The sequence below is a fragment of the Candidatus Accumulibacter necessarius genome (assembly GCF_036625085.1).
Window position 1 is genome coordinate 96,780 of the sequence record NZ_JAZKUM010000014.1, and the last position, 13,189, is coordinate 109,968.

Annotated in this window: 11 protein-coding genes and 1 pseudogene; 5 read left to right on the forward strand and 7 right to left on the reverse strand. The window is 62.0% G+C overall.

Annotated features, from left to right (window positions below):
* Nucleotides 1–60: 60 nt before the first annotated feature.
* The 3 genes from V5B44_RS25155 to V5B44_RS25165 are packed head-to-tail and all read right to left on the reverse strand — an operon-like array spanning nucleotide 61 to nucleotide 5,453.
* Nucleotides 61–2,895 carry a toll/interleukin-1 receptor domain-containing protein gene (locus tag V5B44_RS25155; protein WP_332361971.1) on the reverse strand — a complete coding sequence of 945 codons (2,835 nt, stop codon included), beginning with the start codon at nucleotides 2,893–2,895 and terminating at the stop codon, nucleotides 61–63.
* Between the two features lies 1 nt (nucleotide 2,896).
* Nucleotides 2,897–4,567, reverse strand: a complete 1,671-nt coding sequence (locus V5B44_RS25160; RefSeq protein WP_332361974.1) for a carbamoyltransferase C-terminal domain-containing protein — start codon at nucleotides 4,565–4,567, stop codon at nucleotides 2,897–2,899.
* Between the two features lie 31 nt (nucleotides 4,568–4,598).
* Nucleotides 4,599–5,453, reverse strand: coding sequence for a class I SAM-dependent methyltransferase (locus V5B44_RS25165; RefSeq protein ID WP_332361976.1), 855 nt, complete (start codon nucleotides 5,451–5,453; stop codon nucleotides 4,599–4,601).
* A 178-nt stretch (nucleotides 5,454–5,631) separates the two neighbouring features.
* On the opposite strand from V5B44_RS25165, the gene V5B44_RS25170 reads away from it, so the two are divergent.
* The 5 genes from V5B44_RS25170 to V5B44_RS25190 all read left to right on the forward strand — a co-directional run bounded on the left by V5B44_RS25170 (nucleotide 5,632) and on the right by V5B44_RS25190 (nucleotide 9,574).
* Nucleotides 5,632–6,063 carry an HIT family protein gene (locus V5B44_RS25170; protein WP_332361979.1) on the forward strand — a complete coding sequence of 144 codons (432 nt, stop codon included), beginning with the start codon at nucleotides 5,632–5,634 and terminating at the stop codon, nucleotides 6,061–6,063.
* 30 nt (nucleotides 6,064–6,093) lie between these two features.
* Nucleotides 6,094–7,701 carry a hypothetical protein gene (locus V5B44_RS25175; protein WP_332361981.1) on the forward strand — a complete coding sequence of 536 codons (1,608 nt, stop codon included), beginning with the start codon at nucleotides 6,094–6,096 and terminating at the stop codon, nucleotides 7,699–7,701.
* Between the two features lie 91 nt (nucleotides 7,702–7,792).
* Nucleotides 7,793–8,221, forward strand: a complete 429-nt coding sequence (locus V5B44_RS25180; protein ID WP_332361983.1) for a DUF971 domain-containing protein — start codon at nucleotides 7,793–7,795, stop codon at nucleotides 8,219–8,221.
* 31 nt (nucleotides 8,222–8,252) lie between these two features.
* Nucleotides 8,253–8,993, forward strand: a complete 741-nt coding sequence (gene ubiE, locus V5B44_RS25185; protein ID WP_332361985.1) for a bifunctional demethylmenaquinone methyltransferase/2-methoxy-6-polyprenyl-1,4-benzoquinol methylase UbiE — start codon at nucleotides 8,253–8,255, stop codon at nucleotides 8,991–8,993.
* Between the two features lie 5 nt (nucleotides 8,994–8,998).
* The gene (locus V5B44_RS25190; protein ID WP_332361987.1) at nucleotides 8,999–9,574 is read left to right on the forward strand and encodes a ubiquinone biosynthesis accessory factor UbiJ; all 576 of its coding nucleotides are present in this window, start codon (nucleotides 8,999–9,001) and stop codon (nucleotides 9,572–9,574) included.
* A gap of 73 nt (nucleotides 9,575–9,647) precedes the next feature.
* Here V5B44_RS25190 and V5B44_RS25195 read toward each other — a convergent pair whose 3' ends face one another.
* The 4 genes and pseudogenes from V5B44_RS25195 to V5B44_RS25210 all read right to left on the reverse strand — a co-directional run.
* Nucleotides 9,648–10,070 (reverse strand): F0F1 ATP synthase subunit epsilon, encoded by a 423-nt coding sequence (locus V5B44_RS25195; RefSeq protein ID WP_287635079.1) that lies wholly within the window; start codon nucleotides 10,068–10,070, stop codon nucleotides 9,648–9,650.
* A 69-nt stretch (nucleotides 10,071–10,139) separates the two neighbouring features.
* A complete protein-coding gene (gene atpD, locus V5B44_RS25200) occupies nucleotides 10,140–11,540 on the reverse strand; it encodes a F0F1 ATP synthase subunit beta (RefSeq protein WP_332361990.1) in 1,401 nt (466 codons plus the stop codon).
* A gap of 37 nt (nucleotides 11,541–11,577) precedes the next feature.
* Nucleotides 11,578–12,441, reverse strand: coding sequence for a F0F1 ATP synthase subunit gamma (gene atpG, locus V5B44_RS25205; RefSeq protein WP_332361992.1), 864 nt, complete (start codon nucleotides 12,439–12,441; stop codon nucleotides 11,578–11,580).
* Nucleotides 12,442–12,462: 21 nt separating this feature from the next.
* Nucleotides 12,463–13,189 (reverse strand): annotated as a pseudogene (locus V5B44_RS25210) (F0F1 ATP synthase subunit alpha); the annotation flags it as partial.

Below are 13,189 nucleotides of genomic sequence, written 5' to 3' on the forward strand. Positions count from 1 at the left end.
GACGGGAACCAGGGCCACCGGCAGCGGCCGGTGCCCGCCAACCCGACAGCCGGCAGCTCGTCAACGGTCACCGGAAGGCGGGTGCAACCATGGCGACAGTTCGCCCTCCAGCCTTGTCAGCAAGTGGTCACGACTGTGATACTGCATGCGGTCCACCAGCGTGCGCGCCTCTCGACAACGCGCACTGGCAGCAGCGAAGCGACGGCCGGCGAGATCGAGCCGCGCCTGCTCGATCAGGCAATCGGCAATGTGCAGCCGCATCGGGGTGATGCGCTGCTGCTGTGCGATCTCCAGGGCTTCCGCAATATCCCTTTCGGCCTCGACCAGCCAGCCCGACTCGCGACGCAGGGCAGCGCGTGCCAGCAGCCCGCGCGGCAACCAGTGTTGCCGTCCCGACTGTCGCAGGCCATTGATGCAGCGGTCGAGCGGCTCGGCGGCATCGGCCAGGCGGCGGTGTGGGTCGACCAACGCCTGGAGCATCATCGCTCTCCCGATACACAGCTCATGCAGGGACACCGCGAAGGAATCACCCAGGTCATGGGCCGCTGCCGTCATCGCCCGCCGCTGAACTTCGTCGAGCCGCTGGCAATAGGTGGCAATCCCCTCGGGCGTGCGGCCTGACGCGGCAAGCAATCGCTCGGCCTGAGCGAGCATCCAGTCGCAGATCCAGAAGCTTGGTACACCGTGGAGCTGCGGATGCGCGGGATCGAGCTGTGCGTTGAGCGCCTCGGCGCGCTGCAGGATCGGCTCGGCCTCGTCCATTTCGCCGATAAGCTGCAGGATGTCGCCGTGGCGAGCCAGGAAATACACGGTCCGCTCGTCGGCCGGCTGGTCTGCTGCGTACTCGACGCTACGCTGCGAGTAAACCCTCGCCTGGGACAGGTCGCCGAGGACCAGATTGACGGTGCTCAGACTTTGCGCCGTCTCCGCCGCCGAATGATCGGCAGCGGCAACAGCCTCCTGCTCGAGACATCGTAGCAGCGGCGCTTCGGCCTCGGCCACGCGTCCCTGCGCCTGCAGACACTCCGACACCCGATGGAGGAGGTCCATTCGGGCGTCAAGCGGCAACTCGGGCACCACTTCGGACCAACGCCGTGTGAAGAAGCCGGCCAGTGCCGACAGTTCCAGTCCGATCAGACCGTGCTCCGCAGGCAGCAACGACTGGCCGCGCGCCCTGGCTGCCTGCTGGTACAGGCGATAGGCCTCCTGATGGAGGCCGCCCTGGCAGCCTCGGTCAATGGCGCGAAAAAGTCTCTCGAACTCGTCGACGCTTTTCGGCTCGGCCGGGACCCGGCCCCGGTACAGGTGATAGAGGCGTTGATGGCCAGTGACAAAAGCCTGCGGCGCAGCACGCGACCAATCGTCGATGAAGTACCGACGAACCAGCGGATGCATGTCGATGGTCACCGGATCGCGCTCGCTGACCGTGATCAGATGGAGTCTCCGTAGCCGCTGGATCAGCTGAAACAGCAGGGCGCCGTGGCTAGCGTCGAGGAATTCGGTTGCTCCCGGGAGGGCGGGCGGTGCCAGCAGTGTATCGAGTTCCGGCATGGCGACCGACCGGTCGAATAGCGCGAGGGTGCGCAACAGGCCGACCTCGGCGCCGCTTCCCAACTGCTCGGCGAGCTTGCCCAGGACGCTACGGACATGCTCGCTGCGAGTGCGGACCGGGACTTTGCTCGCCGGCGCCGGCAAGCTGGCCCCGCCGATACTGTACAGCGAAGCCCAGAGATCGATTGCCAGCGCGTGCCCGCCGAGGTCTTGTACCGTCGACTCCAGTTCCTCGTCCTTTCCATCGACCCCTCGGCTGCGCAGCAGCGCGCGACCAAGAGACGGCGAGACTTCTTCTACATCGTGTTGCTGGACGCGGGCAGCGTCGGCCTCGCCAGCGAAGTCGGCCAACTCGATGCGGCTGGTGACGACGCACAACCCGGCGCCCTGGCGCATCAATTGACGCAGGAAGCTGAGCACGATCGGGTCGCGCAGGCGGCCGTCGCTGTCCTGCAACGGCTCGAGCCCATCGAGCAGAAGGATCGCGTTGCGGGCGCCGACGAGGCCGGCCAACCGCTCGCCCTTTTCCCACGGCAATCCCTGGCTTGGCGCACCATCGCCGAAAAAGCGCAGCGCCGCGATCGCCAGGCCGTCGGCCGAGGTTTCACGACTGGACGCCGATTGATTGGCAAACGACCAAGCATACACTGGTCTCGAGAGGGCTCCGGCCTGCTCGCCGAGGGAATCGGCCCAGGCCCGAAGCAGCGTCGATTTGCCCACGCCCCCCCAGCCGTGAAACACGACCAGGCGCCATGGCGGCTCGGTCAGCGCATCGATCAGAATGCGAATCTCGTCGCGACGCCCCAACAAGGCAGATGCCGCTTGCGGCAAGCGGTGCGTGTCAACCAGGCCCGAGGTCGGTAGGGCCGGCCGGATTTCGTTCGCCGCCGCCGGCGCCTTGACGACCTCGTAGATGCGCCTGGCGACGGCACTGAAGACAGTCTCGGGGTGGTCCCGATAGTCCACCTTTACCGTCTTGCCATCGCGCGGCAGCATCTGCAGCCGTTTCAGCCACAGGTGCGCTTCCCACGGGCAGTCCTCGATCAGGATCGGCAGCAGGTCCAGGCCCTGCGCCTGTCGCTTGCGCAGGAGATCCGGAATCTCTTCCTCCATGCAGAAGGAAGATCCAAGGAAACGGCCGCTGATCAGACAGATGGCGAAACGCGCCCGTGCCATCGCTTCCTTGATCGCCTGATACCAGTCATCGCCCTGTTTGATGCGGCGGTCGTCCCATACGTCCAGCGGCACCGCCTGCCCGAGCGCCCGCAACTGAACGAGCAGGAGGTCCTTCCAGGGTTCGTCGCCATGCGCATAGCTGACGAAGACGGCATTCTCGTGGCTCATGTCAGCCTTTGCTAAGATGTAGTCTGCCAATGAACAGGTGATTGATCGCGGTGTCGTGGAAGACCGCCAGGCAATCGGCCGCGCTCTCGGCAATCGGCTCGCCGGGCAGATTGTAGGACGTGTTGAGCAGACCGGGGACGCCGGTCGCCGCTTCGAAAGCCGCCAGCAGCTGCCAAAAGAGGGGATTGGCCTGCTGCGACACGGTGTGATAACGGGTGCTGCCGTCCACATGCACCACCGCCGGCAGCGCTTGGCACCAGTTTCCTGTCATCGTCGCGGCGAGCATCATGTAGGGTGAGCGCACGGCGTCCGTGCCGAAGACGCGCCCGACGTTCTCCTCGCGCAGCGAGAGGCCGTAGGGGCGAAACGATTCCCGATGCTTCACGCGGCGGTTGAGGTGAGAGGCCATCCAGTCGCGAGCAGGATCGGCCAGCAAACTGCGGTTGCCAAGCGCCCGCGGGCCGACCTCCGAGCGACCATGGCACCAGCCTATCACCTCGCCCTGCGCCAGCAGGCGAACCGCTGCGTCGACCTGCTCTTCCGCGCCGCGCTCGGCGACACCGATCGGCCCACCGTTGGGGCCCCCGAGGCAGGGCATTGCCTTGGAACCTACTCCGTCGAGGTTGGTCAGGCCACGATAGGGATCGAGCCCGTTGCTTCGGCTGCTGGCGCCCTCGATGTGGTTTCGCAGATAAAGGCTGGCGCCGAGTCCCAGACCGCCGTCGTGCGGGCACGGTGGAATGTAGAGGGCAGCGATTGGCAATTCCCGTAGCAGGTCGCGGTTGATGATGACGTTCAACGCGCAACCGCCGGCCAGACACAGGCGATCGCCCGGTCGTAGATATCGCCGCAGCAGATTCAGGGTCGCAGCGCTCGAAACCGCCTGCAGCGACGCGGCAAAATCCCTCGCCGGACTGCTGTCCAGATCGCTCAGCGCCCCTTGCCGCAGCTTCCCGAGTTCCGGCAGGAGCCACTCGCGCGTGCCGGTAGAGACGTCCACATGATCGAGGAAGAGGCGCGCAGCGCCCAGATAACGCGGCTCGCCAAGCGCCGCCAGGGCCATCAGCTTGCCGGCCGCGTCGAAGCCCGTCCCGGCCAGCCGATACAGGTGCGTTCCCGCCTTCTTGAACGCCAGACCAATGCGCAGCGGGACCGACTCAAGGCAGTCGATCCGCGTCCCGCTGCCGCGCAGGATCAGGCAAGAGCGCCCGAAATCACCCAGCCCGTCGAACGCCAGAATCACGCTCTGCTGAAAACCCGAGGTATAGAAGGCCGAGGCAGCATGCGCGACGTGATGCTCGACAATCACCCCGGGCAGCGTTCGTCCGAGAACGCGAATCGGCGTCTCGCGAAAGCAGTCGGCAGACAGCAGCCGTGTCCCGGCGAGCGCAGGAAAGCAGTTGCCGTCCTTGCCTGAGGCGGGAATGTCGTAAGCGTAGTCGGTATCGAGATCCGACGCCCCGCAAAAAGCGACGCGGTCTACGTCGCCGATGGTCATGCCGGCGCCGCGCAAACAGGCCTCGACGCACTCGGCAGACGGGCCGTACGCGTGCCTCACCCGGGTGTGGCGCTCGTTTTCCACGATGACCGTCGGTTCGCCCTCGACCAGCAGGCAGGCGTTGGCGTTGTAGCCCTGATACAGGCCGAGAATGACGCGGCTGGCAGTGGCCAAGGAAGCCTCCGGCTCGGGCAACCCACCCCCTTCAGGCCGGGCAACGCTCATTGACGCCGATCAGTTCAAACATCCGGCTCGCGTGTCCGTGCCGCGAGCGGGTCGAGAAACGCCTGAAACAGAGCACTCGATACGGTGACGCAATGCGCCGTAATTCCAGCGCACTGTGGTGGTGAGCGACGAAGCTTGGCCTGCCGTGATCGTCGAGCACAGCGAAGTTGCCCCAGCGGCCACCGTTGGCGAGAGCCTGCCGATAGCGGTTGCGATTGTGCGGACAGGCGGGCATCAGCAGGAAATCCCCGACATAGATCAGTCCTCCTTCCGTCAACAGTTCGAGGGCGCGGCTCAAAGCGTCTTGCCAGTCCTCGACTGCGGGCAGGCAGGTGAGGAAGCGGTTCAATACGACCACATCGAGACTTCCGGCGGCGGCCACACGATCCCGCAGAAAATCAGCGACGACGAACTCGGGACGACAGAGTGATGGGGCATCGGGCTGCCGCTGGCGAGCCGCCTCGATCGCCCGTGGATTGATGTCCACGCCGAGAACCCGCAGCCCCAGGGCCGCCAGGTAAAAAGCGGTCGCCCCCTGATGGCAGCCAACATCGAGCGCACGCTGTCCGGCACGAACATGTGCAGCCAGCGCCACTGGCAGCATGTCGCGGGTTGCGGGAAGGTAATCCAGGTCCCGCCAGCAGTGGTAGCCGAGCGTTGGCAATGAAAAGTGACCGGCGGCTCCATCGCGGTCAGCGACGCGCTCGGCATAGTCTGTCGGATCGATCCCACCATTCTCGCGTATCGGCACGTCTTCACTTTCCTGGGATTCCAAGGCGATGTCAACACCAATCGCCAGCGCCGGGCGGACGTCCGCGAACGCCGGAGACGGCATCGGCAATCACCCCTCGACGACCGGCAGAACATCGCAAGTGCCTTCTCGCATGCCCCGTTCCGCTTCACCGCGACATCGCCCGATCCGTGACCTAGTTCCTAGCGCTCGACGCCCCGCTTGCGTATCGTTCGCTTCAAGACGGCGCATCGGTGGCCAGAATTCAGCAAGGAGTCAGGAAGTGGGTGAGCGGGTTTTGGAGGATTGTGATCTATGCGACTCGCCAGGTGGCGAGGTGGTGTGGGAAAGCGACTTGTGTCGCGTGGTCATGGTCGGCGATCGTGATTATCCCGGCTACTGCCGAATCATCGTCAACCAGCACCTGCGCGAGATGACCGACCTGTCTCAGAAGGAGAGGATACAGCTAATGACCGTGATCTTTGCCGTGGAAACCGCCATCCGTACCCTGTACCAGCCCGACAAGGTCAATCTTGCGAGCCTGGGCAACATGACGCCGCATGTCCATTGGCACCTGATTCCACGCTGGCGCGACGACCGCCATTTTCCCAATCCCGTCTGGGCAGAACCGCAGCGGCCGGAGTCCCCGTGCCGACGCCGGGTCGACGGGCGGCAGTTGGGTGATCAGATCATCACCGCCCTACGTACCAAATAGTCCGCAACGGTGGAGAGAGGAGAGAGCATCATGAGCGCAGTGCTTGCCAAAGTCCCGGCAACAACGAAGATTTCCAACCTGGAAGCCGGTTTCCATATTCTTTCGCGCCTGCCGCTGGCCAATTCGGAACAGGCCGAGATTGAAATAAACCGTTTCCTGGATAGCCTTCTGGAGGCGCCTCCAGAAGGGGATGTCTACCTGCAATTGCTCGAACAGACGCGGATTTCGCTCTGCTTCATCGAGGAAGAACTGGCCCGGCGCTACACCAACAAGCCGCTGCCGATCGGAGACACCGAGGAACGCACGTTCCGGCAAGTCGTTGGTACCTGGCTGAAAGCGGCGCGCGCCTATGCGCATTGTGCGCAGTTGCAGTCGCCAACAGACAGTGCCGCCCATGGCGAGCGAATCGCCTTGATCCTGCACCGTTGCATCTACTATACGGGAATGGCGATAGTCGAGCACTATCGCGCTCGCCGGGAACTGCCACCCGGCCTCTGGTTGAACCTGCACGGATATTACGCCAGCGCCGAAGAATGGGGCGTGGCAACAGTCCCCGTTCCGGACTCGCTTGATTCTCATGGTCGCAGCACGCATTGCACGGCAGCCATTGTCAGCCTGCTACTGGCGGACCTTGCGGGGCCCTACAGCCTTTCGGTGCAACAGTTGGGTCTGGTTCGGCGCTGGGCACACAACTGGTCACCCCTGGTCAGCATCCATCCGACGGTGCCGAACGAGCCTCTGCCGCCATTTGTCGTCGACCTGATGCAGGATTGCGGCCTGCGTGCGGCAAGTGAGTGCCTGCAAACCGAGCAACTGCGTCGCCTGGACACGTCTCGCCTGGCCATGCAGATGAGCCAGGCCAGGAAGCAGTTGCAGGAGAGAATGTCGCCAGCGCAGATCGGCCTCGGCGAAGACTGCACGGCTGCGCAATGCCACCAGCTGCTCAATCGGCTTTCCAGACCTTGGTGCATGTTGCGCGCCACACGCAAGTTCCGCCGCCACGTTGCATCGGGAACCTCAAAAGTGTGTTCTGGATTTGTCGGCATGCACTTCCACATTTCCGGCGAGGAATTCAACCAACCCGAGAGCGCCCGCATCTACTCGCGCCAGGAGTTCGACAACCTGTTTGCTTTTCGCCATACGGTTGACCCGACGCAAATGCTTGAAATCCGGCAGGTACAGCTTGGCGTCGGCCTTGATAGCTGGGAAGTACTTGACCAGTGCGCCAATGGCTTTCGTCTGCTGAGATCGGTCGCCGGCAAGAAGGTCGAGCCCGGGCAGCTGCTATCCATTTGCCCGCATGACGGCAACTCGCGACTGCTGGCCCAGGTCGTCTGGCTGCTGCAGGAACAAGGCGGCAACCTGGTCGCGGGGGTCGCCGCCCTGCCTGGTCGCCCGCAGGCCGCTGCAGCCCGTCCTCTGCTGCCGGAACCCGGGCTCTCTGGTCTCTATGGTCGGGCGTTCATCCTCCCGGCCGTTCCTGCCATCGCTGCGGAACAGACACTGGTCATTCCCGCAGGCTGGTACCGACCGCAGCGCGTTCTGGAGGTTTACACGGACAGCCTGATGCGCGTGAGGCTGCAGCGTCTCGTCGCTGCCGGTCCGGAATTTGAACGCGCGACCTTCGTCGTTGACTGAGGACGGCGTCTGCCGTCAGGCCGCGTATAGAACGGCAGAAGCCAGCTGATTTGCGCTATCATGGTCCGTCGAATTTTGCGCAGAGAGAGCCATGGCTGGCCTGGACGAGAGCACGAAGATCCCGACCGAGATCAAGCTGCACCAGAAGTCCCGCATCCTTGAAGTCAGCTTCGAGGGTGGCGAGCGTTTCGAGTTGAGCTACGAGTTCCTGCGCGTCTTTACGCCTTCTGCTGAAGCGCGCGGCCATGGACCGGGGCAGGAAGTCCTGCAGGTCGGCAAGCGAGACGTCGCCATCGACCGTGTTGAAGCCGTCGGGAACTACGCCATCAGGCCGGTCTTTTCGGATGGTCACGACAGCGGACTCTACTCCTGGGATCTGCTCTACAATCTGGGGCTCAATCGCGACCAGCTTTGGCAGACCTATCTGGACCGTCTGGAGAAGGCGCACGCCAGCCGCGATTCAGCCGACCACCCTGCCGTCGCCTCCGCAGGCGCGCATGGCGCCTGTCGCAAGCATTGATCCAGCCCGATCCATTCCCGTGCACTGACTGATGAAAGAAAGAAACACGACCCACTTTGGCTATCAGGAAGTGGCTGAGGCGGAGAAGGCGCGCCACGTCGCCGAGGTTTTCGATTCCGTCGCACAGCGCTACGACCTGATGAACGATCTGATGTCGGGCGGACTCCACCGCCTGTGGAAGGCATTTGCGATCGCCAAGAGCGATGTGCGAGAGGGTTGGCGCGTGCTTGACGTCGCCGGAGGTACCGGCGACCTGGCATTGGCCTTCGCCAGGAAACTGGGAAGCCGAGGACAAGTCTGGCTGACGGACATCAACCATGCGATGCTGGCCCGCGGACGAGACCGGCTTTGCGACAGGGGCTTCATCGTTCCCGTTGCCCAGTGTGACGCGGAGAAGCTCCCGTTCCCCGACGATTACTTCGATTGTGTTACGGTTGCCTTCGGTCTGCGAAACATGACCCACAAGCACCTGGCACTGGCCGAGATGCAACGCGTACTCAGACCGGGTGGGCGCCTGCTGGTGCTGGAGTTCTCACAGATCTGGAAACCCCTGGCCCCGGCCTACGATTTCTATTCATTCAAGGTGATCCCGCATCTTGGCCAGCTCATCACGCAGGACGAGGCGAGCTACCGCTATCTAGCGGAGTCGATCCGGGTTCATCCGGACCAGGATGCACTGAAGTCGTTGATGGAACAGGCGGGACTGGAGCAGGTCGAGTATTTCAATCTGGCGCTCGGGGTGGTTGCTCTGCATCGCGGTTTCAAGTTCTGACTGGAATGCTTGAAAAACCCGCACTCGCTGTCCTCAATCACCTCCTGGCGAGCGAAGATTGGGCGCGCTGCAAGCTCGTGCCTTTTGCGGGCAAAACGGCGCGCCTGCAGTTGGGTAGCGGCATCGTTTTTCTTGTCAGGATAAGTGAGTCGGGTCTCCTCGAAGTTGCTGACGCGAATACTCCCCCAACGGTCAGCATCATTCTCCCCGCGGATTCGCCTGTGCGAGCGCTGACCGACAGCGCTTCCCTGCTTTCTGCAGCGACGATTTCTGGCTCCGCCGATCTGGCGGAAACACTGGGCTTTCTCTATCGCAACTTGCGCTGGGATATCGAAGAAGATTTGTCGCAGGTTGTTGGCGATATTGTCGCTCGCCGCGCCGTACAGTTGATGGGTCGCCTGGCACGATGGCAGGTGTCGGGCGCGAGGAATTTTGCGCTGTCTGTGACCGAGTACCTCACCGAAGAAGCGCCTGCCATCGCTCGCCGACAGGATATCGAGCGATTCTGCGCCGAGGTCGACGCTTTGCGCGACGATCTTGCGCGCTGCGAAAAGAGGCTGGAACGGGTCAGATTGGGCTGAGAAAAAGCCTTGTGAGAAGAAAAGGCAGCCTTGCGGGCTGCCTTTCTTGTTGTCCGATCGGAACAGGTATCGGCTAATGGCGGTTGCGCAGCTTCTTGATCGCCTGCAGCTGGGCCACTGCCTGCGCCAGTTCGGCTTCTGCCGTTGCCAGGTTAAGGTCTGAAGTACGATTTCTGAGCGCTTCTTCGGCACGACGCTTGGCTTCACTTGCCTTGGCCTCATCCAGATCGTGTGCGCGGATTGCCGTATCGGCCAGAACGGTAATCAGCGCCGGCTGCACCTCCAACATCCCACCCGAGACGTAGACCAACTCGTACTCATCGCTATCGGGCACCTTCAGACGAATGGTGCCCGGTTTGATGCGCGTCAGGAGCGGCGTATGCCTCGGATAGATTCCGAGCTCACCGGCCTCGCCTGGAAATACGGCGAAGTCCGTCTGCCCGGAAAAGATGAGCTCTTCGGCGCTGACGACGTCAACATGTACTCTGATTGCCATGGTGTTTTCCTTGCTGGGTCGAGTCCCGTGCCCGACGGGCAGTTGGACTCGACGTTCCCTGATCCCGCTTTAGAGTGTCTTGGCCTTTTCGAATACCTCTTCGATCCCGCCAACCATGTAGAACGCCTGTTCGGGGATATTGTCACATTCGCCATCGACGATCATCTTGAAGCCCTTGATGGTCTCCTTGAGCGGAACGTACTTGCCCGGCGAGTTGGTGAACACTTCAGCCACATTGAATGGCTGCGAAAGGAAGCGCTGGATCTTGCGCGCGCGATAGACCGCAAGCTTGTCTTCCGGCGACAGCTCGTCCATCCCCAGAATGGCGATGATGTCGCGTAACTCCTTGTACTTCTGGAGGGTCATCTGGACCGCACGGGCGACCTGATAGTGCTCCTCACCAACGACCTGCGGGTCGAGCTGGCGCGAGGTCGAGTCCAGCGGATCAACGGCCGGATAGATACCGAGCGATGCGATGTCACGCGACAACACGACGGTCGAATCGAGGTGCTGGAAGGTGGTTGCCGGCGACGGGTCGGTCAGGTCGTCGGCGGGCACATAAACGGCCTGGATGGACGTGATCGAACCCACCTTGGTAGAGGCGATCCGTTCCTGGAGACGGCCCATTTCTTCTGCCAGCGTCGGCTGGTAACCCACGGCCGACGGCATCCGGCCAAGCAGCGCCGAGACCTCGGTACCGGCCAGCGTGTAGCGATAGATGTTGTCTACGAAGAAGAGAATGTCACGGCCATCGTCACGGAAACGTTCAGCCATCGTCAAACCGGTCAGGGCAACGCGCAGGCGATTGCCTGGCGGCTCGTTCATCTGCCCAAACACCATCGCCACCTTGTCGAGGACGTTCGACTCTTTCATTTCGTGGTAGAAGTCGTTGCCCTCGCGAGTCCGCTCCCCGACGCCGGCAAAGACCGAAAGACCCGAGTGTTGCTTGGCAATATTGTTGATCAGCTCCATCATGGCGACGGTCTTGCCAACGCCGGCGCCGCCGAACAGACCGACCTTGCCGCCCCGGGCGAAAGGACAGACGAGGTCGATAACCTTGATTCCGGTTTCCAGAAGGTCTACCGATGGCATCAGCTCATCGAACTTCGGCGCCAGCTGGTGAATCTCGCGACGCTCGTCGGTCGCAATCGGTCCGGCTTCATCGATCGGTCGCCCCAGCACATTCATGATGCGGCCAACGGTTGCATTACCGACCGGTACCGAGATGCCGGCACCGGTATCGTTGACTTTCATGCCGCGCCGGAGGCCATCGGAAGACCCCATGGCGATCGTGCGCACGACGCCGTCACCCAGCTGCTGCTGGACTTCGAATATCAACTCGGCTTCGCACATGTCCGACTCTTCAGCCTTGTCGAGCTGGAGTGCGTTGTAGATGTTGGGCATTGCGTCACGCGGGAACTGGATGTCCACCACGGCGCCGATACACTGAACAATGTTTCCTTGACTCATCGTCGTATCCCTAATCAATAAACAAACTATGCCGTGGTCAGACAGCCGCTGCGCCGCTGACGATCTCTGAAATCTCTTGGGTAATCGCGGCCTGGCGAGCCTTGTTGTAGATCAGTTTGAGCTCGCCGATCACATTCTTGGCGTTGTCCGAAGCCGATTTCATGGCGACCATGCGTGCACTCTGCTCGGAAGCCATGTTCTCGGCAACCGACTGGTAGATCATCGCCTCTACATAGCGCACCAGCAGGTCATCGATCACCGTCTTGGCATCAGGCTCGTAGAGGTAGTCCCAGCGGTTTTCCCCACCCCCGACGAGGTCTCCGGACAGCGGCAGCAACTGATAAAGCGTCGGCTCCTGCTTCATCGTGTTGATGAAACGGGTGAAGGCGATGTAGAGAACGTCGATCTCGCCCTTGATGTAGGCGTCAAGTTGAACCTTGACCGGGCCGATGAGTTTTTCAAGGTGCGGCGTGTCGCCTATTCCAGTCAGTTGCGATACGATGTTGGCACCGGAGCGCTGCATGAAACCCAAACTCTTGTTGCCGATTGCCGTTACCCGCAGCTTCTTGCCTTCGGCATCCCACTCTTTCATCTTCGCCAGCGCGAGACGCAGAACGTTGGTGTTCAGGCCGCCACACAGTCCTTTGTCAGACGTCACGGTGATCAAGCCGATGGCTTTCACCTGTTCACGTACCGTCAGGAAAGGATGGCGGTAATCAGTCAGGGCGTGCGAAAGGTTGCCAGCGACCAGGCGTATCTTCTCGCCATAAGGACGGGCAGCTCGCATCCTGTCCTGCGCCTTGCGCATCTTCGATGCGGCAACCATCTGCATGGCCTTGGTGATTTTGGCCGTGCTCTCGACGCTCTTGATCTTGTTGCGGATTTCCTTGCCGCTAGGCATGGCAATCTCCTCGATCGATCATCAGGCCAGTGTGGCCTTGAACTCCTCAATCGCCTTGGTGAGCTTTTGCTCACCGTCAGCGTCGAGATCCTTGGTTGTTTCGATCTTGCTGATGAGGTCGGCGTATTTCTGCTTGATGAAGCCATGCATCTGCTTCTCGACGGCCAGTGCCTTCTTCACATCCACATCATCCAGGAGACCCTTGTTGAGCGCCAGCAGGGTGATCGCCATTTCGGAGATGGACATTGGCGAGTATTGCGGCTGCTTCATCAGCTCGGTCACCAGACGTCCACGATCAAGCTGTTTGCGCGTCGCTTCGTCGAGGTCTGACGCGAACTGCGAAAAGGCGGCAAGCTCTCGGTACTGGGCAAGCGCCAGACGGACGCCACCGCCGAGCTTCTTGATGACTTTGGTCTGGGCAGCGCCACCGACGCGTGAAACGGAGATACCGGCATCCATGGCCGGACGAACGCCGGCATTGAAGAGGTCGGTATCGAGGAAGATCTGACCGTCGGTAATCGAGATGACGTTGGTCGGAACAAACGCGGAGACGTCACCCGCTTGTGTCTCGATGATCGGCAGGGCCGTCAGCGAGCCGGTCTTGCCTTTGACTTCGCCGTTGGTAAATTTCTCGACCCATTCTGCGGAAACGCGGGCTGCACGCTCAAGCAGGCGCGAATGCAGGTAGAACACGTCGCCGGGGTAGGCTTCACGTCCCGGCGGACGACGAAGCAGCAATGAAACCTGG